At 71.0% G+C, this 23,044-nt stretch carries 25 protein-coding genes, 2 tRNA genes, 1 other RNA gene and 1 pseudogene; 13 read left to right on the top strand and 16 right to left on the bottom strand.

Annotated elements, in window-relative coordinates:
• Window positions 1–37: 37 nt before the first annotated feature.
• Together B0E54_RS10965 and B0E54_RS10960 are read left to right on the top strand one after the other, a co-directional pair.
• Window positions 38–679 carry an HNH endonuclease family protein gene (locus tag B0E54_RS10965; RefSeq protein WP_234583253.1) on the top strand — a complete coding sequence of 214 codons (642 nt, stop codon included), beginning with the start codon at window positions 38–40 and terminating at the stop codon, window positions 677–679.
• A complete protein-coding gene (locus B0E54_RS10960; RefSeq protein ID WP_234583252.1) occupies window positions 679–1,071 on the top strand; it encodes a hypothetical protein in 393 nt (130 codons plus the stop codon). Before B0E54_RS10965 ends, B0E54_RS10960 begins: the two co-directional genes overlap by 1 nt.
• A 51-nt stretch (window positions 1,072–1,122) precedes the next feature.
• Here the strand turns inward: B0E54_RS10960 and B0E54_RS10955 are convergent, their stop codons facing one another.
• From B0E54_RS10955 to B0E54_RS10920, 8 genes are all read right to left on the bottom strand, one after another.
• Window positions 1,123–2,223, bottom strand: a complete 1,101-nt coding sequence (locus tag B0E54_RS10955) for an ABC transporter ATP-binding protein (protein WP_234583251.1) — start codon at window positions 2,221–2,223, stop codon at window positions 1,123–1,125.
• Complete coding sequence (locus B0E54_RS10950; RefSeq protein ID WP_234583250.1) at window positions 2,220–3,206, bottom strand: ABC transporter ATP-binding protein; 987 nt, start codon at window positions 3,204–3,206, stop codon at window positions 2,220–2,222. The genes B0E54_RS10955 and B0E54_RS10950 overlap by 4 nt, the downstream gene beginning before the upstream one ends.
• A 52-nt stretch (window positions 3,207–3,258) precedes the next feature.
• Window positions 3,259–4,272, bottom strand: a complete 1,014-nt coding sequence (locus B0E54_RS10945; protein WP_234583249.1) for an ABC transporter permease — start codon at window positions 4,270–4,272, stop codon at window positions 3,259–3,261.
• Window positions 4,269–5,276, bottom strand: a complete 1,008-nt coding sequence (locus tag B0E54_RS10940; protein ID WP_234583248.1) for an ABC transporter permease — start codon at window positions 5,274–5,276, stop codon at window positions 4,269–4,271. Before B0E54_RS10940 ends, B0E54_RS10945 begins: the two co-directional genes overlap by 4 nt.
• 97 nt (window positions 5,277–5,373) lie before the next feature.
• Window positions 5,374–7,047 (bottom strand): ABC transporter substrate-binding protein, encoded by a 1,674-nt coding sequence (locus tag B0E54_RS10935; RefSeq protein ID WP_234583247.1) that lies wholly within the window; start codon window positions 7,045–7,047, stop codon window positions 5,374–5,376.
• A 229-nt stretch (window positions 7,048–7,276) separates the two neighbouring features.
• On the bottom strand, window positions 7,277–7,738 hold the full coding sequence (locus B0E54_RS10930; protein ID WP_234583246.1) for a hypothetical protein: 462 nt from the start codon (window positions 7,736–7,738) through the stop codon (window positions 7,277–7,279).
• A 104-nt stretch (window positions 7,739–7,842) separates the two neighbouring features.
• Window positions 7,843–8,436: a recombination mediator RecR gene (recR, locus tag B0E54_RS10925; RefSeq protein ID WP_234583245.1), complete on the bottom strand. Its 594-nt coding sequence runs from the start codon at window positions 8,434–8,436 to the stop codon at window positions 7,843–7,845.
• A gap of 8 nt (window positions 8,437–8,444) precedes the next feature.
• On the bottom strand, window positions 8,445–8,753 hold the full coding sequence (locus B0E54_RS10920) for a YbaB/EbfC family nucleoid-associated protein (protein ID WP_234583305.1): 309 nt from the start codon (window positions 8,751–8,753) through the stop codon (window positions 8,445–8,447).
• 237 nt (window positions 8,754–8,990) lie between these two features.
• On the opposite strand from B0E54_RS10920, the gene B0E54_RS10915 reads away from it, so the two are divergent.
• Window positions 8,991–9,671: a DUF998 domain-containing protein gene (locus tag B0E54_RS10915; protein ID WP_234583244.1), complete on the top strand. Its 681-nt coding sequence runs from the start codon at window positions 8,991–8,993 to the stop codon at window positions 9,669–9,671.
• Window positions 9,672–9,686: 15 nt separating this feature from the next.
• Here B0E54_RS10915 and B0E54_RS10910 read toward each other — a convergent pair whose 3' ends face one another.
• Both B0E54_RS10910 and ffs read right to left on the bottom strand, forming a co-directional pair.
• Window positions 9,687–12,683, bottom strand: a complete 2,997-nt coding sequence (locus tag B0E54_RS10910; RefSeq protein ID WP_234583243.1) for a DNA polymerase III subunit gamma and tau — start codon at window positions 12,681–12,683, stop codon at window positions 9,687–9,689.
• A 189-nt stretch (window positions 12,684–12,872) separates the two neighbouring features.
• Window positions 12,873–12,962, bottom strand: an RNA gene (gene ffs, locus B0E54_RS10905) — signal recognition particle sRNA small type.
• An 82-nt stretch (window positions 12,963–13,044) separates the two neighbouring features.
• Here ffs and B0E54_RS10900 point away from each other — a divergent pair.
• The 8 genes and pseudogenes from B0E54_RS10900 to B0E54_RS10870 all read left to right on the top strand — a co-directional run bounded on the left by B0E54_RS10900 (window position 13,045) and on the right by B0E54_RS10870 (window position 18,254).
• Window positions 13,045–13,129: transfer RNA gene (locus B0E54_RS10900), tRNA-Ser, on the top strand.
• A gap of 77 nt (window positions 13,130–13,206) precedes the next feature.
• Window positions 13,207–14,043, top strand: coding sequence for a class I SAM-dependent methyltransferase (locus tag B0E54_RS10895; RefSeq protein WP_234583242.1), 837 nt, complete (start codon window positions 13,207–13,209; stop codon window positions 14,041–14,043).
• Between the two features lie 9 nt (window positions 14,044–14,052).
• A pseudogene (locus B0E54_RS32430) lies at window positions 14,053–14,169 on the top strand (XRE family transcriptional regulator); the annotation flags it as partial.
• The gene (locus B0E54_RS10890; protein ID WP_234583241.1) at window positions 14,160–14,342 is read left to right on the top strand and encodes a DUF397 domain-containing protein; all 183 of its coding nucleotides are present in this window, start codon (window positions 14,160–14,162) and stop codon (window positions 14,340–14,342) included. The pseudogene B0E54_RS32430 and the gene B0E54_RS10890, both read left to right, overlap by 10 nt.
• A 139-nt stretch (window positions 14,343–14,481) precedes the next feature.
• Window positions 14,482–15,177 carry an alpha/beta hydrolase gene (locus tag B0E54_RS10885; RefSeq protein WP_234583240.1) on the top strand — a complete coding sequence of 232 codons (696 nt, stop codon included), beginning with the start codon at window positions 14,482–14,484 and terminating at the stop codon, window positions 15,175–15,177.
• 107 nt (window positions 15,178–15,284) lie between these two features.
• Window positions 15,285–15,839 (top strand): hypothetical protein, encoded by a 555-nt coding sequence (locus B0E54_RS10880; RefSeq protein WP_234583239.1) that lies wholly within the window; start codon window positions 15,285–15,287, stop codon window positions 15,837–15,839.
• A gap of 92 nt (window positions 15,840–15,931) precedes the next feature.
• The gene (locus B0E54_RS10875) at window positions 15,932–16,426 is read left to right on the top strand and encodes a hypothetical protein (RefSeq protein ID WP_308195347.1); all 495 of its coding nucleotides are present in this window, start codon (window positions 15,932–15,934) and stop codon (window positions 16,424–16,426) included.
• Between the two features lie 139 nt (window positions 16,427–16,565).
• Complete coding sequence (locus tag B0E54_RS10870) at window positions 16,566–18,254, top strand: SdrD B-like domain-containing protein (RefSeq protein WP_234583237.1); 1,689 nt, start codon at window positions 16,566–16,568, stop codon at window positions 18,252–18,254.
• Window positions 18,255–18,388: 134 nt separating this feature from the next.
• On the opposite strand, the gene B0E54_RS10865 is transcribed toward B0E54_RS10870, so the two are convergent.
• Complete coding sequence (locus B0E54_RS10865) at window positions 18,389–19,030, bottom strand: TetR/AcrR family transcriptional regulator (RefSeq protein WP_234583236.1); 642 nt, start codon at window positions 19,028–19,030, stop codon at window positions 18,389–18,391.
• A gap of 130 nt (window positions 19,031–19,160) precedes the next feature.
• Here B0E54_RS10865 and B0E54_RS10860 point away from each other — a divergent pair, with 130 nt between their 5' ends.
• A complete protein-coding gene (locus B0E54_RS10860; RefSeq protein ID WP_234583235.1) occupies window positions 19,161–19,910 on the top strand; it encodes an SDR family oxidoreductase in 750 nt (249 codons plus the stop codon).
• A 56-nt stretch (window positions 19,911–19,966) separates the two neighbouring features.
• Here the strand turns inward: B0E54_RS10860 and B0E54_RS10855 are convergent.
• Window positions 19,967–20,053: transfer RNA gene (locus tag B0E54_RS10855), tRNA-Ser, on the bottom strand.
• Between the two features lie 75 nt (window positions 20,054–20,128).
• Here B0E54_RS10855 and deoD point away from each other — a divergent pair.
• Entirely contained in the window at window positions 20,129–20,836 is a 708-nt protein-coding gene (gene deoD / locus B0E54_RS10850) for a purine-nucleoside phosphorylase (protein ID WP_234583234.1), read from the top strand.
• Window positions 20,837–21,070: 234 nt separating this feature from the next.
• Here the strand turns inward: deoD and B0E54_RS10845 are convergent, their stop codons facing one another.
• The 4 genes from B0E54_RS10845 to B0E54_RS10830 form a co-directional block, all read right to left on the bottom strand.
• Window positions 21,071–21,631, bottom strand: a complete 561-nt coding sequence (locus B0E54_RS10845; RefSeq protein ID WP_234583304.1) for a nucleoside deaminase — start codon at window positions 21,629–21,631, stop codon at window positions 21,071–21,073.
• A gap of 85 nt (window positions 21,632–21,716) precedes the next feature.
• Entirely contained in the window at window positions 21,717–22,244 is a 528-nt protein-coding gene (locus B0E54_RS10840) for a tRNA adenosine deaminase-associated protein (protein WP_234583233.1), read from the bottom strand.
• 117 nt (window positions 22,245–22,361) lie between these two features.
• A complete protein-coding gene (locus B0E54_RS10835) occupies window positions 22,362–22,529 on the bottom strand; it encodes a hypothetical protein (RefSeq protein WP_167626078.1) in 168 nt (55 codons plus the stop codon).
• 112 nt (window positions 22,530–22,641) lie between these two features.
• On the bottom strand, window positions 22,642–23,031 hold the full coding sequence (locus tag B0E54_RS10830) for a hypothetical protein (protein WP_234583232.1): 390 nt from the start codon (window positions 23,029–23,031) through the stop codon (window positions 22,642–22,644).
• Between the last annotated feature and the right edge of the window lie 13 nt (window positions 23,032–23,044).

Raw genomic sequence — 23,044 nt, 5'->3', positions numbered from 1 at the left:
AATCGCCGGGAGCCCGCAAGCTGGAGAGGTGTCGTCTGTGCGTACCAGATCAGGACAGCGCGCGGCGGTGACCGCGCTCGTCGCGGCGCTGGCGCTCGGCGTAGCCGGTTGCGTCCCGCCCGAGGAGCCGGAGGGAACGCCGGCACCGGGTGGCGGCGGCAACGCCGTCGAGCAGTTGGGCCAGCTGACCGTCGCCACCGCCGGCTCGATGAAGGGTTACAGCCGGGAGCGCTTCCCGCACTGGCGGGACACCGGCAAGAACTGCGACGTGCGGGACAGCATCCTGCAACGCGACGGCAAGGACGTGAAGCTGTCCGGCTGCAACGTGGTCGGCGGCCGCTGGGAGAGCGTGTACGACGGCCGCAGCGCGACCGATCCCTCCGACGTGGACATCGACCACACGGTGCCGTTGGCCAACGCGTGGCGCTCGGGCGCGGACGAGTGGGACAACGCCAAGCGGGGTGACTTCGCCAACGACACGACACGTCCGCAGCTCATCGCGGTTTCCGCGTCCTCCAATCGGGCAAAGGGTGACCAGGATCCGTCCCAGTGGAAGCCGGCGAACCGGTCGTACTGGTGTCAGTACGCCAAGGACTGGGTGACGGTGAAGCACTACTGGAAGCTGACGGTGACGAGCGCCGAGAAGAGCGCCCTGACCGACATGCTGGAGGGCTGTTGATGAGCGAGGAACCGGCGACAGACGCCAAGACGGCGGCGGACACGGCCCCGTCCGCCGCCGGGATGACCGCCGACGGCACCGGCGACACGCCGGCCGCGGTGCCGGGCGCCGGCATGGTCGCGGACTCGACCGGCGCGAGCGCGCCGCAGAGCCGGACCGCCGACATCGTGCCCGGACCGGGCGGGGTGATGACCGACGAGGTCGGCGTCGTCACCGGTGAGCTGACCCTGCGCACCGAGTACGCGGACGGCAAGGTCACGCTGCGGGTGCAGTACAAGGACGCGGACGAGTGGTACGCGGTGACCGGCGGATCGGTCGCGCTGGCCGATCCGGCGGGGCTGGACGCCGTGCACGCCGTCGCGGTGGCCCTGCTGAACCGTCCCGAGGGCTGAGGCCCCGTACGCAGATCCGGGGCCGTCCGTCGTGGACGGCCCCGGACCGCGTCACGGGGTGGGGATCAGTTCGCCCGGCGGGTCGACGGGACCGGTGCCATCGGTCGGGCGCACCAGCTCCACCTCGACCTCGTGCGGCCGGATCCGACCGGCGGCGATGTCCTCGGCGAAGTGGCAGGCCACCCGGTGCCCACCGACGACGTCCCGCAGCTCCGGTCGCTCGCTCGCGCAGCGGGTCGGCTGCGCCCACGGGCACCGGGTGTGGAACCGGCAGCCCGACGGCGGGTTGCTGGGCGACGGCAGGTCGCCGGCGAGCAGGATGCGCTCGCGGCGGTCCTCGACGACCGGGTCGGGCACCGGCACCGCGGACATCAGCGCCCGGGTGTACGGGTGCATCGGCTCGCGGTACAGGTCGTCGCTGGACGCCTCCTCGACGAGACCGCCGAGGTACATGACGCCCACCGTGTCGGCGATGTGCCGGACCACAGCCAGGTCGTGCGCGATGATCAGGTACGTCAGACCGCGCTCGTTCTGCAGATCCTCGAGCAGGTTGAGCACCTGCGCCTGGATCGACACGTCCAGTGCGGAGACCGGCTCGTCGGCGACGATCAGGTCCGGGTTGAGCACCAGGGCCCGGGCGATGCCGATGCGCTGGCGCTGACCGCCGGAGAACTCGTGCGGATACTTGCTGAGGGCGGACGCGGGCAGGCCCACCGCCTCCAGCGTCTCGCGCAGTCGCCGGTTCGTCTCGGCCTTGTCGCCGGCCAGCCCGTGCGCCTTCAGGCCCTCCACGAGCAGCGACTCCACCGACTGTCGAGGGTCGAGACTGGACAGCGGATCCTGGAAGATCATCTGCATGCGGCGGCGGGCGTGCCGCATCGCCTCGCCCTTGAGGGCCCGGACGTCGGTGCCGTCGAACACGATCTCACCGTCGGTGGGCTCGACGAGCCGCAGCAGGCCACGACCCAGCGTCGACTTGCCGCAGCCGGACTCGCCGACCAAGCCGTACGTCTCGCCCTTGCGGATGCTCAGTGACACACCGTCGACCGCGTAGACGTACCCGACGGTCCGGTCGAAGAGCAGACCGCTCTTGATCGGAAAGTGGACCTTGACGTCGCGCAGCTCGATCAGCGGGGTGGTCTCTTCGGTCATCGGGCCGCCACCTCCTCGGAGACGGGGTTGTTGCAGCGCAGGTCGCCGCCGGTGGCGGTCGGTTCGAGCGGCGGAGGCCCCTCCAGGCACGCGTCCACGACGTTGTCGCAGCGCGGCGCGAACGCGCACCCCTCGGTCCACGGGATGTTGTCGGCGACCGACCCGCGGATCGCGTGCAGTCGCTCGCCGCGCGGGGAGTCCAGCCGGGGCACCGAGTTGAGCAGCCCGTGGGTGTACGGGTGCCGGGCGTGCGCGAACAGCTCGTGCCGCCGCGCCCGCTCGATCACCTTGCCGCCGTAGAGCACGTTGACCGTGTCGCAGAGCCCGGCCACCACACCCAGATCGTGCGTGATCATGATCAGTGCGGTGCCGCTCTCGTCCACCAACTGCTTGAGCAGCGTGAGGATCTGCGCCTGGATGGTCACGTCGAGCGCGGTGGTGGGCTCGTCGGCGATCAGCAGCCGGGGCTTGCAGGCCAGCGCGATGGCGATCAGGGCGCGCTGGCGCATGCCCCCGGAGATCTGGTGCGGGTACTCGCTGAGCCGCCGCTGCGGGTCAGGGATCCCGACCGCGTCGAGCAGGTCGCGAGCCTCGCGCAGCGCCTGCTTGCGGTCCCGGCCCTGGTGGCGCTCCAGCACCTCGGCGACCTGCACACCGATCGGAATGACCGGGTTCAGCGACGACAGCGGGTCCTGGAAGATCATGCCGATGTCCCGGCCGCGCCGGTCACGCATGTCCCCCGGTCGCAGCTTCAGCAGGTCGGCGCCGTCGAACAGCACCTCTCCACTGACCTTGTTGCCGCGCTTGGGCAGCAGACCCATGATGGCGAGGCTGGTCACGCTCTTGCCGCAGCCGGACTCGCCGACCAGGCCGACGGTCTGCCCCGGCTCCACCGTGAAGCTGACCTTGTCGACGGCGTTGAAGGGTCGCTCGCCACGCCGCTGGAACACGACGCTCAGGTCACGTACGTCGAGCAGACTCATCGAGTCACTTCCTCACTGCTGTGGTTCATCGCTCGCGATGCACACACGGCGGTCACCGCCGGTTCTTCGGGTCGATGGCCTCGCGCATCGCCTCACCGAACAGGGTGAAGCCAAGCGCCACCACGATGATCGCCAACGCCGGGTAGTAGGCCAGTTCGGGGCGTACCTCGAAGTAGCGCACGCCGGCGTCGCCGAGCATCGCGCCCCACTCGGCCCGGTCCCGATCGGGGTCGCCGAGGCCGAGGAACGACAGCGACGCGGCCTCGATGATCGCGACGGACAGCGTCAGCGTCGCCTGCACGATCACCGCGGTCATGGCGTTGGGCAGCATGTGCCGCAGCACGATGCTGCGCTGCTTGACGCCCAGCGCCCGCGCGGCCAGCACGTGATCGCTCTCCCGCTGGGCGAGCATCGAGCCGCGCAGCAACCGGGCGAAGATCGGCACGTTGACGATGGCCACCGCCATGATGACCGTCCACTGGCTCGACTTGCTGGCCAGGGCGACCAGGGTGATCGCCAGCAGCAGGGCGGGCAGGGCCAGCATCACGTCGGTGATCCGCATGAGGATGTTGTCCAGCCAACCGCCGACGGCGCCGGCGATCGCGCCCAACACCACGCCGATGGTGAGCCCGATGAGGGTGGCGAGGACACCGACGAAAAGGGTCTGCCGGCTGCCGTAGACCAGGCGGGACAGCAGGTCCCGGCCCAGCTCGTCGGAACCGAGGGGGAAGCCGTCCATGGGCCCGGCGATGTTGTTCGGGGTGAGCTGGTCAGTCAGCGCGTCGAAGCGCTGCACCGGGTCGTGCGGGGCGATCAACGGCGCGAAGATCGCCACCAACACGAAGAGCGCGATGATGATGGCGCCCACGATGGCCGCCGGGTTGCGGCGCAACCGACGGAACGCGTCGCGGAACAGGCTCACGCCGCCGGGGGCGGCGGTCGACTGCGCCAGCTCGTCCAGGCGAGCCTTCTTACGGTCACTGAGGCGGTTACGGCCCGCGTCGGACGCCTGCTCCTTGCTGCTGCGGGGAGCCGGGGCACCGGCCTGCGTGGTTGGTTCGGTCATCGCACACGCACCCTCGGGTCGATGAAGGCGTAGGAGAGGTCAACCACCAGATTGACCACCACGAAGACCAGGGCGGACAGCAGGATCAGCGCCTGGAGGATCGGGTAGTCGCGGCTGCCCGTGATCGAGTCGGTGATCAGCGTGCCGAGGCCACCCCAGTTGTAGACCTTCTCGGTGAGGACCGCGCCGGACAGGAGCGCGCCGGTCTGGAGGCCGATGGTCGTGACCACCGGCAGGAGCGCGTTGCGCAGGATGTGCCGGCCCCGGACAGTGCGCTGCCGCAGGCCCTTGGCCTCGGCCGTGCGTACGTAGTCCTCGTTGAGCACGTCCAGCACGCTGGCGCGGGTCATCCGGACGATGACCGCCAGCGGGATCGTGGCGAGCGTGAACGCCGGGAGGATCAGGTGCCAGAGCGCGTCGGCGGTGGCGTCGAACTCCCGGGTGAGCAGGCTGTCCAGGACGAAGAAGCCGGTGATGTTGGTGTTGTCCAACCCGATGCTGACCCGGCCGGACGGCGGGAACCAGTGGATGTTCTGGGTGAAGACGTCCTTGAGCAGGTAGCCCAGGAAGAAGATCGGGATCGAGACGCCGAGCAGCGTGCCCACCACCGTCAGGTGGTCGAGGAGCCGGCCGCGCCAGCGGGCGGCGAGATAACCCAGTGGGACGCCCAGCCCGACCGCGATGAGCATCGCCGTGAGGGCGAGCTCCACGGTGGCCGGGAAAGCCCGGCTGATCACTTCGGTGACGGGGTCGCCGGTGCGGATCGAGTTGCCGAAGTCACCGGTGAGGATCCGCTGCATGAACTTGCCGTACTGCACGAGGATCGGCTGGTCGTAACCGAGCGCCTTGGTCAGCAGGGCACGGGTCTCGGGGGTCGCCCGTTCACCGAGCAGCGCGTCGACCGGGCCACCGGGCAGGTTCCGCAACCAGACGAAGATCAGCGCTGACAGGGCTATCAGCGTCACCACCAGCTGTAGCAGGCGGCGGACTATCACTCGCAACATCTCTCACACACCAGACTCTCGATAGTCGCGGAATCGGCCCGGGCGGGGGAAACCCCCAACCCGGGCCGATTCCGCCTACGGCGTCAGCCGATTGACGTCACTTCTTGACGCTGACGGTGTTGAACCGCTCGTCAGTCAGCGGGCTGGCCTTCAGGCCCTCGACGTCCTTGGTGACGACGATCGCCGGCGGCGCGTGCCAGACCGGCACGGCCGGCAGCCACTTGGCGGCGATGTCCCGGTTGACCTGCTCCCAGGCGGCCTTCTTGCCAGCGTCGTCGACGGTGCCGTCGGCCTTGGCGATCGCGTCGAACATCTCGGTCATGCCCTGGTCGCCGAACTCGGCCTTGCCCCGGCCGAAGAACGTGCCGACGAAGTTGCCCGGGTCGTTGTAGTCACCCGTCCAGCCGAGGATGTGCAGGTCCTGCTTGCCGAACGTCTGCACGTCGTCCTTGAAGCCGCCGTTCCACGGGCGAGGAACGCCGTTGACCTTGATCCCCACGGCCTGGAGGTCGTTGGCGAGGATGGTGAAGATCTCCTGCGGGTTCGGCATGTACGGCCGGGAGACGTCCGGCGGGTAGTAGAAGTTCAGCGTCAGGCCCTCGGCGCCGGCCTCCTTGAGGAGCTGCTTGGCCTTGTCCGGGTTGTACTCGTACTTCTGCACGTCCGGGGCGTAGCCGAGCACGGTGTCCGGCATGAACTCGTCGGCGACCTTGGCGCCGGTCGGGCCCTTGGTCTGTGCGAGCTGCTGGCGGTTGAGCGCGTAGGCGATCGCCTGCCGCACCCGCAGGTCCTTGAGCTTCGGGTTCTTCTGGTTGATGCCCAGGTAGAGGATGTTGAACGCCGGGCGGGCGATGACCTGGAAGCCCTCGTCGGAGAGCGCCTTGGTGTCGGCCGGGGCCGGGAAGTCGATGCCCTGGACGGTACCGGCGCGCAGCTCCTGCTTGCGGGTGTTCTCGTCCTTGATGATCTTGATGATCATCTTGTCGACCTTGGCCTTCTCACCGAAGTAGTCCGGGTTCCGGTTGAGGGTGATCTCGCCCTTGGTCTTGTCCCAGCCACCGAAGGTGAACGGGCCGGTGCCGACCGGGTGCTCGTTGGCGAACGCGCTGTACGCGAACGAGTCGCCGTTCTGCTTCACCGTGTTGGCGTCGTACTTCTTCAGCGCCTCGGGGCTCGCGATCGAGAGCGAGGTGAGCGCGAAGGCACCCGGGAAGGCACCCTTGTACTTCTTGAGCGAGAGGACGGCGGTGCCGTCGTCCTTGGCCTCGCACTTGTCGTAGATCGACTCGCTGGCGCCCTCAGCCTCGTTCTTCGCGAAGCCGCCGAAGACGTCCATGTAATAGATCATGTTCGCCTGGGCCGCGGCGCCCTGCATGTTGTACCAGCGGTCGAAGTTGTAGCAGACCGCCGCCGCGTTGAAGGGGGTGCCGTCGTGGAACTTCACGCCCTGCCGCAGCTTGAAGGTCCAGACCTTACCGGTCGGGTCGTGCTCCCAGCTCTCGGCCAGGCCGCCGGTCAGCTCCGCGGTGCCCGGCTTGTGGCTCACCAGGGTGTCGAACATCTGCCGGACCGGCCGGAACGACTCACCGTCATCGTTGAAGATCGGATCGAAGTTCTTCGGGTCACCGGCACCCGCGAAGATGAAGGTGCCGCCGGTCTTGGCCTCGCCACTGTCGCCGTCGCGATCGCTCTTCGCGCAGCCGGCCGCGCCGACCGCCAGAGCGGCAACGGCCGCGATGGCCATGGCCGATTTAAGCCTTCTCGCCTGCATCTCTCACCTCTGTCATGCGCATGACCACGCCGAGCTGTGGCTCGGTCCGTGTGCGGGAGGCTATGACATGTAACACCGGAAGCGGAACGGCCGTCAGGCAATCGCTACCAAGCCGACACCTTGTGCGGACGTCTGACAGTCGACGGCACGGGGAATACATCGAGCGACACATGAATCCGACGCCACGACGCCAGCCGTCGACGCCTGTCGTCGACGACCCCGGGGTGCGTCAGGAGGGCGACGGCCAGGCCACCGGCGGTGGGCAGTCGGCCAACCGCTCGACGGCCGAACCCGCCGTGGCCGTGCCCAGGTCGTGGAAGGTCACGCGGTGGCAGGCGTTCACGTGACTCACTCCGAACACCACGCCGAAAGGGGCGGAACCGTACACGGTCACCACCAGGGGGTCAGGTGCCCGGCGGACCTCCTGCACCTCGACCTGGGTGCCCTCCGCGACCGCCGCCAACCGTTCGTCGGTCGGCGCCGGATCACCGGTGGCGACCACCGCCGCGCCGTACGCCTGGGCGTTCCGGGTCACCGCGGCTTCGGCCTCGGCTTCCCCGGCACGGGTGTCCGCGGCCATTCGTCGGCTTCCCACCTCGATCGCCCCGAGGACGCCGGCGAAGGCAAGCGCCACCACGGCCACCAGCACCGCCGGGGCCCAGGACTGCCGGGCCGGCCGCTGCCTCGCCACTTGCCACCTCCCTGAGGTACGCCGGTGGGCCCGCGCTCGTCGCACGGACCCACCGGAGTCACCTCAGTTGTACCGGCCGCCGACCACCCCGACGGCGTACGGCGTCAGACGGCTCGGCGCCCCTCGAAGGCCCGGCCCAGGGTGATCTCGTCGGCGTACTCCAGATCGCCGCCGACGGGCAGCCCACTGGCCAGCCGGGTCACCGCGATCCCCATCGGCTTCACCATCAGCGCCAGATAGGTGGCGGTCGCCTCGCCCTCCGTGTTCGGGTCGGTGGCCAGGATCAACTCCCGGACCGCCCCGCCGCTCAGCCGGGTCATCAGCTCCCGGATGCGCAGATTGTCCGGGCCGATCCCCTCCAGCGGATTGATCGCACCGCCGAGCACGTGGTAGCGACCGCGAAACTCACCGGTCCGCTCGATGGCCACCACGTCCTTGGGCTCCTCCACCACGCACAGCACCTCGTCAGTGCGGCGCTGATCGCGGCAGATCCGGCACTGCTCGGACTCGGCCACGTTGTAACAGGTCGTGCAGAAGCGCACCAGCTCCTTGACCTTGCGCAGCGCGCCGGCCAGCCGGTTGACGTCGGCCGGGTCGGCCGACAGGACGTGGAACGCGATCCGCTGGGCGCTCTTCGGGCCCACGCCCGGCAGTCGTCCCAGCTCGTCGATCAGATCCTGGATGGCGCCTTCGTACATCTGCCGGCTCAGAAACCGGGCAGGCCGAGGCCGCCCATGCCGCCGGCGACCGGACCCATCTTGCGCTCGGTCAACTCGCGCGCGGCCTCGGCGGCGTTGTGCACGGCCGCGACCACCAGGTCCTCAAGCGTCTCCACGTCGTCCGGGTCGACGGCCTTCGGGTCGATCTTGATGGACTTCAGGTCACCGGAGCCGGAGACGGTAGCGGTGACCAGCCCTCCGCCGGCCGTGCCGGTCAGCTCGGCCTCGGCCAGCTCGGCCTGGGCGGCGGCGATCTGCTGCTGCATCTTCTGCGCCTGCTTCAGCATCTGCTGCATGTTCGGCTGTCCACCTGGGCGCACGGATGGCTCCTTCTCGCACTCGTCTGCTCGGCCGCCGACCAGCCTAACCGCTGGGACCGACCCCGCCCCGCCCGGTGCGTCCGCCCACGCCGGGCCGTGCCGGCGCTTTACCGCCGCCCGCTCGGACGACCCGCGAGGTATGGCTGGCACCACCGGGAACCGGCCATCTGCGGGTAGTGCGTCGGCACCCCCCGCGCTGGTCTGCTCGACAGCATGAACCTCAACCCCACGGGCCGGGTCGGCGCACTGTGCTGGGTGGTCGCCGCACCTGTCTTCCTCGTCGCCAGCCTGGTCACCGGCCTGCGTTGGCGCGAGCCGGCCTACAGCTGGGCCAGCCACAACATCAGCGACCTCGGCAACGTCCACTGCGGCAGCTGGGACACCACCCGGCCCCGGTACGTCTGCTCCCCCTGGCACCCGTTGATGAATGCCGCGATCCTGGCCACCGCCGTGCTGCTCGCCGCCGGGCTCCTGCTGACCTGGCGGTTACTCGGTCGCGGCGCGGTGGTGCGCTCGGCGCAGACGCTGCTGCTGCTGTCTGCCGGTGGGTACGCCCTGGTGGCCCTCTATCCGGCGGACGTCGACGAGAACCGGCACGTCCTCGGCGCGTTCCTGATCATGGGCCTGGGCAACATCGGGCTGCTCCTCGCCGGCTTCGCCCCGCACACCACGATGCTCGGCCGGTGGCGAGCGCTCACCCTTGCCGCCGGGCTGACCGCGCTGGCGGGGACTGTGCTGTTCTTCGCCCAGCAGGGCCTCGGGATCGGCGTGGGCGGCATGGAACGCGTGGCGGTGCTGCCCTTTCCCGTGTGGGCCTGCTGCCTGGGTGCCCTGCTCGCCGAAACCCCACCCGTTAACGTCGCCCAGGAACCCGCGAGCCACATCGCTTCATGATCGACGGGCCGGGTGTCAGCGGGCGTCCACCTCGTCGATCTTCTCGGCGCCGAAGGTCTCCCGGAGCAGCCGTACCGCCTGTTCCTCGCTGGACTCCCGGGCCGTCTTCTCGTCGATGACCTCGTCCAACGGTTCGTCGCCCGGGTCGAACCCCTCATAGGTCGGTACCGCCGCCGACGCCCCGCCACCCGGGCGCCTACCGCGCTGCGGGCCGTCGAAGTCCGGGTCGTAAGGCGGTTCGCCGGCCCATTCGGCGTCCGCGACGGGCCGGGCCGCCGATGCGGTACGCGTACCGCGCCCCGCCGCCGCCGCTCGTGCGGCGGCGATGGCGCTGCTCACCGGTGCGCCACCGGCTGACGCCGGCTGCCGGGCCCCCGGCGTCGGGTTGCCCGCCCGGGCGTCCGGCTTACCGGTCACCGAGCCGGAGCCGCCGGGGCCACCCCCGTTCACCCCCGGGCCGAAACCGTTCGCGGCGCCGTTCGATCTGGTGTGGGCCGCGTCGGCACCGTTCACGCTTGTCGACGCGGGTGCGGATGCGCCGCCCGAGGCGGAGTCGCTGTCGTCCACCGCGGTGCCGCCCGGTCGGGCGGCCTCCGGCCAGTCCTCGTCATCGGTCGCCGGGGCGGCGGGAGCACTGCCACCGGGGCGCGCAGCCTCCGGCCAGTCGTCCTCGTCGTCAGCAGCCGCCGGGGTGTTCGTCGCGCCAGCCGGGGCGGCCGTGTTCACCGAGGCCGGAGACGTGTTCGTGGGGGCAGATCGGACATCCGCCGGAGCAGTCGGCGCGGCGGCAGCCGGCGCGGCCGGGGTCGGGGCCGGCGTGCCCGGGGTCGGCATGGACTGCTGCGCGGCAGTGGTCGGCACGGTCGGGGCCGACGCAGTCGACTGCGGGGCAGCGGTCGGCGTCGGCGCAGTCGACTGCGGGGCAGCCATCGGCGCGGTCGAGGTCGAGGCAGTCGACTGCGGGGCAGCGGTCGGCGCGGCCGGGGTCGGCGCGGTCGGCTGCGGGGCAGCGGTCGGCGCGTTCGAGGTCGGCGCGGAGGACTGCGGGGCAGCGGACGGCGCGGCCGGGGTCGGCGCGGTTGGCTGCGTGGTAGCGGTCGGGCGGAGTGGCGCGGCCGGCTGGGAGCGCGGCGGGCCGGACAGCGCCACGCCACCCCGCTCGCCGGCCACCTCGCAGCGGATCTGCCAGCGTCCGCCCAGCTCCTCGTAGAGCGCGTCGGTGAGCACCGCCGCGTGGTCGGCCATCATCTTGGCCAGCACTGTGGACTTCACCGTCAGCACCAGCATGTCGCCGTCGAGTTCCCGCACCACCGCGTCGCGCATGAGGGCGGCGATCCGCTTGTTGGTCCGGTTGACCTTGCCGACCACGTCGGGCCAGACCCGGCGGACGGCCACCGCGTCCAGTGCGGCGGCCGGCGCACCGGGGCGAGGCGGCACGGGTGTCGCCGGGTCGGGCAGCACGGCCGACGGCGGCACCACGCGACGCGGGGGCGTGCCCGGTCCGGCGGGCGAGACGGGTGCGGTGGCCGGGTCAGCGGAGGTCGACGCACCGGGTGAGGCCGGAATCGGTGAGTCGGCGCCCGAGGGCGCGTACGAGGCCGGTGCGCCGGAAACGCGAGCGCCCGAGCCGGCGGCACCCGAACCCACCACGCCCGAGCCGGCGGCGTCGGCGGCCCGAGCGCCAGGGGTCGGGGACGCGGTCGGGTCGACGTCCCACGGCGGTGCGGAGGTCGGGGCGTTCACGGGCGCCGGGGTGGCGGCAGCCGGGATCGGAGGGGCGTGCTGTGGGCGTACTCCTTGGGGGGCTGCTGACGCGGAGCCGGCGGTGGCCGACGGCGCGTCGGTGCCGCCCAGGGTGAGCCGGCGTTCCATCCGTTCGAGGCGCTGGAGGAGGCCGCCTGCGGAGTCGTCCACGCCGGGCAGCAGCATCCTGGCGCAGATCAGCTCCAGCAGCAGGCGGGGCGCGGTGGTGCCGCGCATCTCCACCAGGCCGTCGTGCACGATGTCGGCGCAGCGGGAGAGCGTGGCCGGGCCGAGCTGGGACGCCTGGGCGGCCATCCGCTCGATCTGGTCGGCGGGGCCGTCGATGAGGCCCTTCGCGGCGGCGTCCGGCACCTGCTGGAGCACGATGAGGTCGCGCAGCCGTTCCAGCAGGTCGGAGGCGAACCGGCGCGGGTCGTGCCCGGCCTCGGCGACCCGGTCGACGGTGGCGTACGCGGCGGCGCCGTCACCGGCGGCCAGCGCGTCGCACATCTCGTCGATCAGCGCGGCGTCGGTGACCCCGAGCAGCGCGGCGGCACGGGCGTAGCTGACGCCCTCGGGACCGGCGCCGGCGATGAGCTGGTCGAGCACGGAGAGGCTGTCCCGGGCGCTGCCCCCACCGGCGCGAACCACAAGCGGGAAGACCGCCGGTTCGACGGCGACGCCCTCGGCCTGGGTGAGCTGCTCCAGGTACGGGCGGAGGATCTTCGGCGGGATCAGCCGGAACGGGTAGTGGTGGGTCCGCGACCGGATCGTGCCGAGGACCTTCTCCGGCTCGGTGGTGGCGAAGATGAACTTGACGTACTCCGGGGGCTCCTCGACGAGCTTGAGCAGGGCGTTGAAGCCCTGGGTCGAGACCATGTGCGCCTCGTCGATCACGTAGATCTTGAAGCGGCTGCTGGCTGGCGCGAAGAACGCGCGCTCGCGCAGCTCACGGGCATCGTCGACACCACCGTGGCTGGCCGCGTCGATCTCGATCACGTCGATGGAGCCGGCGCCGTCGATGGCCAGTGAGCGGCACGACTCACACTTGCCGCACGGCTCGGGAGTGGGGCCCTGCTCACAGTTGAGCGAGCGCGCGAGGATCCGGGCGCTGGAGGTCTTGCCGCAGCCACGGGGGCCGGAGAAGAGGTAGGCGTGGTTGAGCCGGCCGCTGCGCAGCGCCTGCGACAACGGCTCGGTGACGTGTTCCTGCCCGATGACCTCGGCGAAGGTACGTGGCCGGTACTTGCGGTAGAGCGCCAGCGTCACTCGTCCCGCCTCCTCTCGACCGAGCCATTCTGCGCCGGTCGGGCGCGGGTGACCACCCACCCCGCCGGGCAGCTTGGGTTACCCCGGGTTGCCGCGCTTGATCGACTCCATCTCGGCGACGTGGCGGTATCCACGGCCCAGAACAGCCCCACATCGGCGACCTGGAGTGGATCAAGGCCCCGGAGACAAAAAGGCCTCCCGTGCACCCGGCAGAGCTCGCTTATCCTTGCTGCCTTCCGGCCCTGGGGAGGTTCACGAGATACCGCCGCACGGGAGGTGAGCCCAACCCTACCCGACGGCTCGTCGATCTTCAGGGGGTGGTGGGGTGGCCCGACCGACGGGGGCCTGTATCCTGGCTCGCGGAGGATTCGCCTAGAGGCCTAGGGCGCACGCTTGGAAAGCGTGTTGGGTTTACACCCTCACGAGTTCGAATCTCGTATCCTCCGCTCGCCTGAGCAGCAGCAACGCCCAGCAGACCGATAACAGGTCGGCTGGGCGTTTTTGTTGTGGTGTCATCGACGCCATGGCGGAGACCGCGTGGGAGTGGGACGAGACGTTGTACGCGGGCAGCGCCCGCCACTACAGCGTGGGCCGGTGGCCGTACCCGCGGGAACTCGCTGAGACCATCGGCAGCGCGCTCGACCTGGACGGCACCGGCCACCTCCTGGACGTCGGTTGTGGCCCGGGGTCGTTGACGTTGCTGCTGGCGCCCCTGTTCGAGGTGGCGGTGGGGGTGGACGCCGACCGGGACATGCTCACCGAGGCGCAGCGGTGGGCCAGCGAGGCCGGGGTCATCACCGTCGAGTGGCGGCACCTGCGCGCCGAGGAGTTGCCGGCCGACCTGGGTACGTTCCGGGTGGCCACGTTCGCCCAGTCGTACCACTGGATGGACCGGCCGCTGGTGGCCCGGCGGGTCCGCGACATGCTCGCGCCCGACGGGGCCTGGGTCCACGTCAGCGCCAACACCCACCAGGGCGTGAACGGCGACGACAGGTTGCCCTACCCGCGACCGCCCTGGCCGCAGATCGACGAGCTGGTCGCGCGTTACCTGGGGCCGATCCGCCGGGCCGGTCGGGGAGCACTGCCCGCCGGCACCCCCGGGGGCGAAGCGGAGATCATGCTGGCGGCGGGCTTCGCCGGCCCCACCCGACTGACCGTCGAGCAGGGGATGGTCGTGGAACGGTCGGTGGACGAGGTGACCTCGGCGGTGTTCTCGCTGTCCAGTTCGGCGCCGCACCTGTTCGGCGACCGGCTCCCCGCCTTCGAGGCCGACCTGCGCGACCTTCTGACGACGGCGGCGCGAGACGGCCTCTTCGCCGAGCGCCGCCAGGACGTGGGCGTCACCATCTGGCGACCCTGACAAGTGGCTAGCGACCCCGACGACATCGCGGCCATGATGGCGGCATGGGAGAACGTGCGCGGCGAGGCGCTGTCGCACTGGCAGTCGGTCGATCTGATGACGGAAGTGGCGGAGACATGGAGCTGAACGGCGCGCAGTGGCGCAAGAGCAGTCGCAGCAGCGGCAACTGCGTCGAGGTCGCCGACAACCTGCCCGGCGTGATTGGCGTACGCGATTCCAAGGACCCGAGCGGTCCGGCGCTCGCCTTCGCGCCGACGGCGTGGCGGGCGTTCGTCACCCAGCTCGCCCGCCGCGCCTGACGCCCGCGGAGGGCTCACCGCCGCAGATCTTGGACAGTTTCCGTTACAGGCGAACGGAAACTGTCCAAGATCTGCACTGGTGTCAACGGATCATCGATGGCGGGGCGACCCAGCGCGGCCTCGCGGACGGGAGACGGCAATGAGGGTGGTCTTCGTGCATGGCGCCTGCGTCCGCGACGGGGAGTGGTGGTGGCGGCGGGTCGCCGCCGCGCTGCGCGCCGACGGCCTGGACAGCGTCGCGGTCCGGCTGCCGAGCTGTGGCGAGGTGGCGGGCGCCGAGCCCGACTTCGCGGCGGACGTCGCCGAGACCCGACGGGTGCTGCGCGAGGTCGGCCCGGCGGTGCTGGTGGGGCATTCCTACGGCGGGGTGGTCGCGACCGAGGCCGCCGACGCCGGCGAGGTCGCTCATCTGGTGTACGTCAGCTCGTTCCTGCCGGACGTCGGGCAGGCCCTGGCTCACCTGGGCCCGGCGGAGCCGGCCCCCTACCTGGACTTCTCCCCGAACGGCACGTTCGGCGTACGGCGTGAGTTGGTGCGCGAACTGTTCCTTCAGGACTGCGACGAGCAAGCCGTCGAGGGGGCGGTCGCCCGCCTGACCCGGCAGGAGGCGTCAGTGCTCACCGCCGTGGTCGGGCATGCGGGTTGGCGTCACCTGCCGTCGACGGCTGTCGTCTGCGCCGAGGACCGCGCCACGCCGCCCACTCTGCAACGCCTCCAGGCGGCCCGCGCGACCCGGACCGTCGAGCTACCCACCGGCCATCATCCGATGCTCTCCCATCCACAACTGCTCGCCGACACCGTGCGGGCCGTCGCGGTGCCGCCGGGACGGGTCTGACCGCTTCGGATCGCCGGCGACACCGGTACCGTTCCCCTCACCGGCGGCACCCCGGAGAACCGTCGTACACATGTTCTATCCACAGGCTGTGGACGGCGGAGGGTTCGATGGGTTACCAGCTCAGCGCGGTGGTCGCGGACGCGGACCTGCTCCGCGAGCACACCGTCGAGCTGGATCACGCGGTCCTCGGCGAGCTGCGGCAGGATTTCGCGCTGCTGCCGATCACGCCGCAGTTGGTGGTGGAGCTGACCGGTTCGCTGCCGGATTACGCGACCGACGACCGCAGCGCCGCGCACCCGTTCGAGCTGGTGCTGTCGCCAGCGCTTGCCGACCTGGTGGCCTCCTGGTCGCGGTCGGGGCCGGTGGCGTACGTGGAGGCCGAGTTCGGCGGTGGCATCGGTCACCAGTCGGCCGCGGTGTGGCTGGGCGGCGCGCTGTCCTGGGGGCCGCGCTTCGACGACGTCCTCGACGCGCCGCGCGAGGAGTGGCCGATCAACGCGGCGTTGGTTCAGCTCGGCGTCGAGCGGGGAGCGTGGATCGACCCGTTCGCCGAGGTGGGGTTGCACCTGGAGCGCAACACCGACGGCTGGCTGGCGCACGGACGGCGGCGACTCAGCGCCGACTACTGGGACGAGCTTGTCGAGCAGTGGGAAAACCAGTAATCCGGCGACGGGCAGCAACCTGAGCGGCCCCGTCCCGTTGGGGACTGGGGGATTCCATGAAATTGCGACAATTCGCGTTTATTGCCATGCTGCTGACCGCCGCCTCGATCGCGGGCAGCGGCCCGCCACCGCCCGGCCCGATGCCACCGAACCGACCCGCCGGCAACGTCGAGGTCATTGACCTGAACGGCCTGCGCAACATCGAGTTCGGCGACACCGAGGCCGAGCTGACCCGCCGGGGCGTCCTGCGTACCGACCAGGACGCCTGTGGACCGGTGCTCACCGGCCACGACACGGTCAGCCCGGTCTTCATCGAGGACAGGTTGGTGCTGCTCTGGGTCGGTGACCCGATGCGCACACCGGAGGGCATCACCGCCGGCTCGCCGGTCGACGAGGTCTGGGCCCGCTACCCGTCCGTCACGCGACTGCCCGCTCCACAGGGGACGCACCGGCTCGACGGGCTGCTCGCCCGCAGCGGCGACCGCGCGTACCTGTTCCTGCACGACGGGCGCACGGTCCGAAAAACCATCGCCGGGTACGCCGATTGGGCCCGCCGACTCTTCGACGAGGGCGCTGCTCCCTGCTGAACGTGTCGTAGGTGGGTGTAACCCTCTCGGCTACGAGGACGCCTGAGATATCGGCCGGCTTAAGATCCCCGCCGGCCCGGTGACCGTCTCCAGCACGCGTCCCCGTCCTTCCCTGTTCCCGGAGCAAGACAAGGAAGACATGGCCAACCACATGTTCCATCCCACGGTCCGCCGAACGCTGCGAACCGGGGCCCTCACCACCGCTGTCGTCGCGTCGATGCTCACCGCCCTTCCGGCTGGTGCGGCTGCCGCTCCGCCCAGGCCGGCCGACATCGTCCTGGGCCTGCTCGCCGATCCTGGCGAAGTCGCCCCGGCTGGTGGACGCGTCCGCCTTCAGGTCTCGGTCCAGAACGCGGGGGGCACCGAGGCCACCGGTCTGACCGTGAAACTGCAGATGCCGGCCGGCGTCACCCTGAGCGCGGGCGACGCGCTCAACGGTTGGACGTGCGACACGGCCACCGCCAGGTGCGCGTCGGGCGACCTCGCCGCCCGCGCCAGCACCCGGTTCGACCTCTGGGCGACCGTACCCTCGGGCACGGACGGTCAGGCGGTGACCGTCTCCGCCACGGCCGCCACGCGCAGCCGCGAGTCGTCCACCACCAACAACAGCAGCGCCGCCACCATCAGGTACGCGGCGAAGCCCGACCTCGCCTTCTCCTTCCAGAAGTGGGAGACCGACATCTCCGCACTGGGCGGCAACGGCGGACGCGCTTCCGTGGGCGCCTGGGCGACGAACGTGGGTACGGTCAGCGCCCCCGGCGCCCGCTTCACGTTCCACATGCCACCGGGCGCGTACGCCGGTCCGTGGACCGGGAGCGACCCGGACTGGGCGTGTGACTTCTCTACCTCGACCTGGGTCTGCGAGAACGACCAGGAAATCCGGCCCGGCCAGACCGCGTACTTCAACTTCTACCCGTACTTCCCGGCCGGCGCGGTGGGTGACACCCGGACGGTGACCGGCTCGGTGTCGACCATGGCGACGGAGCGGACGCTGGACAACAACAGCGACACGGTCACCTTCACGTACGTCCAGCCTCAGCCGGGTGACCTCAACGTCTACGGCCTCGACGTGGTCGCCACGGAGGACCTGCGCGCGAACCAGGAGTTCGAGGTGTCGACGTCCATCGGCACCGAGGGCGGCAGCCCTTCCGAAGGCGTCGTGATCCGACTCCCCCTCCCGCCGACCGTCGAGTTCCTCTCCGTCGACGCCGGCAACCCCGCCTGGACCTGCGCGGTACAGGGGACGGGCGACCGTGCCGTCGAATGCTCCCGCGCGCACTGGGACATCGGCACGGACCTGCTCAGTCTGCAGGTACGGCTGCGGGCCCAGCCCGGGACGCCGCCCGGCCCGCTGACCTTCTCCGTGACCGCCTCCGCGAGCACGCAGGAGTCGTCGACCGACAACAACAGCGCCTCGGACACCGTCACCTACATCGCCGAGGGGGCCGTCGTCGGCCGCGTCTGGCTCGACGTCGACGGTGACGGCCAGCGTGACGCCGGAGAGCCGTTGGCCTTCGACAAGATCACCGGGCTGACCGTCGTACCGGAGACGGGCTCGCTGCCGTGGGACTGGCAGGGCATCTACACCAACACGGTCACCGGCACGTACTGGGGCGGACGCCTGAAGCCGGGGCGGTACGCCGTGAAGGTCATCCTGTCGGACGGCAGCACCACCCGGTTCACCACGCCCGACACGGGCGACGACGCCACCGACTCGGACATCGTCACCTATGTCGGCGGCTACTACCCCTACGGTCTGAGCGCCCAGGTCGAGGTGCGGGACGGCGCCGAGACCACGGTGGACGTCGGCATCCTGCCGCAGTCCTGACGCCGGTGGGTCGGCAGTCCGACCTGGGCTGAGGGCCCAAGCGGAACGCCCGGCCGATCCCCACGGATCGGCCGGGCGTTCTCGCCTCTACGAGCGGTGGCGGTGGGATTCGGATCCCGGCGTGATCCGGACTTCTAAGACACGCCCTGACCAGGGTCGACATGCGCGGGCGGGCGCGCACCCGAGACGGCGGCGAACCCGGCGAGCGCGATCTCGGCCGTCTGACGCAGATCTTCCCGAGCAACCCCGGCAGCGGCGTGAATCGCCTGCCCCTCGGTGACGCTCATGACGAAGCGGGCGAGCGCGGCCGGATCGGCGTCGGCGGGTAGGTCGCCCTCGGCGACGGCGCGGGTGAACCGGTCGGCGAGAGCGAGCTCACCGGCCAGGCGACTGCTGGCGAGGAACCCGGCGACAGCCGCGTTCTCGCTGGAGCAGGCGGTGCCGCCCTGGATCGACAGGCACCCGGCCGGCCGGTCGGGCCGGGTCACGGCGAGCACGTTCTCGCGCAGCAGAGTGGCGACGACCTCGTACGCGGTGGGTTGGGCGAAAGCGTGCCGCGCGTACTCCATGTCCTGTTCGGCGTAGCGGGTCACGGCCTTGCGGAACAACTCCTCCTTGCTGCCGAAGGCGGCGTAGAGGCTGGGCTTGTTGATGCCCATGGCGGCGGTGAGGTCGCTCATCGAGGCGCCCTCGTACCCCTGGCGCCAGAACACCTCCAGCGCGCGCTCCAGCGCCTCGTCGGCGTCGAAGCCGCGCGGTCGCCCTCGTTGTGGCACGAACCACCACCTCCCGCGACTCATCCTACCCGCGCCTGAACCGATCGGTACAGAAATTTGCGGCGCGGGTCAGCGGTTGCTACGGTCGGATCAGTACCGCTCGGTACACAATTCATGAGGGAGATCAATCGTGGGACAGCTCGACGGCAAGACCGCCCTCGTCACCGGGGGCACCACGGGCATCGGCCTGGCCACCGCCCGCCGCTTCGCCGCCGAAGGCGCGTACGTCTTCATCACCGGCCGCCGTAAGGGCCCGGTGGACGAGGCCGTGGCCAGCATCGGCGCCAACGTCACCGGCATCGCCAGCGATGTCAGCAAGCTCGACGACCTGGACCGGGTCATGCGGGCGATCGAGGAGCGGGGCGCCGGGCTGGACGTGGTGTTCGCCAACGCCGGCGGTGGGGAGTTCCGTTCCCTCGACTCGATCACGGTCGAGCACGTCGCCACCACCTTCGACACCAACATCTACGGCACCATCTTCACCGTGCAGAAGGCCCTGCCCCTGCTCAACGAGGGTGCGTCGATCGTGCTCACCGGCTCGACCGCCGCCAGCAACGGCACCCCGGCGTTCAGCGTCTACGCCGCGTCCAAGGCGGCCATCCGCTCGTTCGGGCGGACCTGGGCCGCCGAGCTGATCGGCCGGAAGATCCGGGTCAACACCCTGGTGCCCGGCTCGACCGAAACACCGGGACTCGCGGGCCTCGCGCCCAGCCCCGCGGAGGCTCCCGGGCTGCTGAAGGCCATCGCCTCGGGCGTGCCCATGCAGCGCATGGCCCACCCGGACGAGATCGCCAACGCCGCGCTCTTCCTCGCCTCCGACCAGAGCAGCTTCATGACCGGCGGCGAGCTCTTCGTCGACGGCGGCGAGCAGCAGCTCTGACGCGGAAACGCCCGGTCGATCCTCGCGGATCGACCGGGCGTTTCTGCACTACAGAGCGGTGGCGGAGGGATTTGAACCCTCGGAGGGCGTTAACCCTCACACGCTTTCGAGGCGTGCTCCTTAGGCCGCTCGGACACGCCACCGCCGACGAGGGTACAGGACCGCCGGTTCGGACGCCGAACCGGTATCGCCCGGGCCGGCCTGGCAGGATCTTTGCCATGAGTACGCACATCGGCGCGAAGCCGGGCGAGATCGCCGAGCGGGTCCTGATGCCGGGTGACCCCCTGCGGGCCAAGTGGATCGCGGAGACCTACCTCGAGGGCGCGACCTGCTACTCGACGGTTCGGGGCATGCTGGGCTTCACCGGCCGCTGGAACGGCGTCGAGGTCTCGGTCCAGGGCTCCGGCATGGGCATGCCGTCGGCCTCCATCTACGCCCACGAACTGATCAACGAGTACGGCGTGAAGACGCTGATCCGCGGCGGTTCCTGCGGTGCCCTCAGCACCGACCTGCAACTGCGCGACGTGGTCGCGGCGATCGGGTCGTCCACCGACTCGAACATGAACCGGATGCGCTTCGACGGGCTGATCGACTACGCCCCGGTGGCCGACTTCGGTCTGCTGCGTACCTCGGTCGAGGTGGCCGAGCGGCGCGGCATCAGCATGCACGTCGGCCCGATCCTGGCGGCGGACGCCTTCTACACCGACCGGCCGGACCTCTACGACACGCTCGCCGACTACGGCGTGCTGGCGGTGGAGATGGAGTCGGCGGCGCTCTACACGATCGCCGCCCGCTTCAAGGCCCGCGCGCTGACCGTGCTGACCGTCAGCGACCACATCAAGACCGGCGAGAAGACCACCTCGGAGGAGCGCGAGCAGACGTTCAGCCAGATGGTCGAGATCGCGCTCGACACGATCATCGCCTGACCCTCAGGGCCGCAGCGCCGCCAATGAGCGTGATGACTCACAGGCATATTGATGCCGCAGAGTCATCACGCTCGTTGGCGCACGGCCCCTGCCGACGCGACGCGCCACGCAGCGCAGCGCTGCGACGCGCCACGCCGCGCTGCGACGAACCGAGCCGAGCCGAGCCAGCGGTGGAGCCGCGAGCAGGCGGCGCGCGCCGGTCACGTCGGGCGGCCTGGGCGGAAGAGGGCGCGTTCAGCGGAAGAAGGCGCGCAGGACGGCTGCGGTCTCGGTCTCCAACACGCCGCCGTAGACCTCGGGGCGGTGGTTGAGCCGGCGGTCGCGCAGGACGTCCCAGAGGGAGCCGGCGGCACCGGTCTTGGGCTCCCAGGCGCCGAAGACGACTGTGGAGATCCGGGCCAGCACCAGCGCGCCCGCGCACATGGTGCACGGCTCCAGGGTGACCACCAGGGTGCAGCCGTCCAGTCGCCACCGGCCGGTGCGCTCGGCCGCACGGCGCAGGGCAAGCACCTCGGCGTGGGCGGTGGGGTCGCCGGTCAACTCCCGCTCGTTGCGCCCGATGGCCAGCTCGGTGCCGTCCGGGCCGTAGAGCACCGCGCCCACCGGCACGTCGTCCACGTCGGCCGGGCCCGCGTCGTCGCCGGCCGTCGGGCCGGTGACGGCGACCTCCAGGGCCCGGCGCATCCACAGCTCGTGCCGCTGCCGCCGCCCGAGGTCACCCGGGTCGGCCAGCTCCTCGTGCGCGCCCGGACCGGCCCGACCCACCGCGCCGGGCGTCGGCTGGCCCGGGCGCATCGTCTCCAACAGCGGATCGGTGGCGTCGGCCGGCTCCGCGCCGCCCGCGGGGACGTTCCCACCGTGTGCTGCCGACCCGGCGGGGTCAGACCTCACGCAGCTCCTCGACCTCGTCGGCGCAGCCGAGCACCTCGCAGATCTCGGCGGTGACGTCCGCCGGCAGCATCCCCTCGGTGGCGCAGAGCGTCAGCAGCTTCTGCGCGGAGATGCCCAGGTTGGCCAGCAGGTCGGCGTCGCCCACCGGATCGGCCTCCGGATCGACGGCGGGCTGCTCGCTCTCGTCGTCGCCGCCGGCGGCCGGGCGGGGCTCGTCGTCGCCGTCGAGCCCGGTCACGGACGTCTTCAGGTCACCGACCAGCAGCTGGCCGAGCCGGGACTCCTCGGCGAACGCCGAGTCCGAGCCGAACACCCGCAGATCCTCGCCCTCGTCGAGACGCAGGATCACCAGGTACGCGTCGTCGGCCTCGACGAACAGCAGCGACACGTCGGCTTCCTGGTCGACGTCGCGCAGCCGGTCGGCGACCTCATCGATGTCGGTGGCGCCCCGCAGGCTGACCTCGGCGGCGGTCCAGCCACTGTCGTCACGCACCACGGCCGCAGCGAAGTACGACACGGTTCCCCCAAAAGCCCTCGGCACAGCGCCGACTCGTCAAGGGTGCACGTTAGCCGGTCGGGTCGGCGGGCGACCGGTCAACGCCCCGAGACGCCGGCCAAACCTGACAAAGTCGGATCAGCCGGCTACCCGACGGCGGGTGGCGATGAGCTGGCGCAGACGCTCGGTGCGCTGTCGCTGCGGCCGGCTGCGCTGGCGTACCGCCCGAGCGCCCGCCAACTCGGCGAGCAACTGGAGGCGGCGGCGGTTGCGATCCGGGTCCTGCCGCGGGGTGGTCCAGGCCATAGTGCCGAGGGTGCCGAGTATCGACAGCCACGTCAAGACGGCGTTCGCTACGCAGCCAACCGGGCACGCGCCGCAGTCGTCCGCCGCCGGATCCGGGCCGGTCGGAACACGCTCACCACATCGGCCAGTCACCGCTGGTCGCCCAGCGGACCGCCACCACGGCGGCGGCGATGCTCCAACCACCAGCGGTGACGATGGCCACCCCGGTGGCCACTCCGCGATCGCCGTAGCGGACCAGCACCAGAGCCGTCAGCCACGCCAGCAGGCCGGCCACCACAGTCCACCACGCGTACCTGGCGACGTCGGTGCCCAGCAGCCCGAACAGCAGCAGCCAGGCAGCCGCAGCGCCACCTCCGGCGGCGACACCGCCGCCGGTCACCGGGTGCGGTTCGCGGTAGGTGGGTCTGGTCGGCGGCCCGGCCGGAAAGAGCCCGGACGGGGTACGCGGCGCCGGGCGGGCGGGACCGGGATCCGGGACGGGGTCGGGTCGGGCGATGGTCATCGGCTGCCCTCCC

This window comes from Micromonospora sp. MH99, assembly GCF_021442385.1.
Taxonomy (GTDB): Bacteria; Actinomycetota; Actinomycetes; order Mycobacteriales; family Micromonosporaceae; genus Micromonospora.
This window is presented reverse-complemented; position numbering and strand designations above follow the sequence as displayed.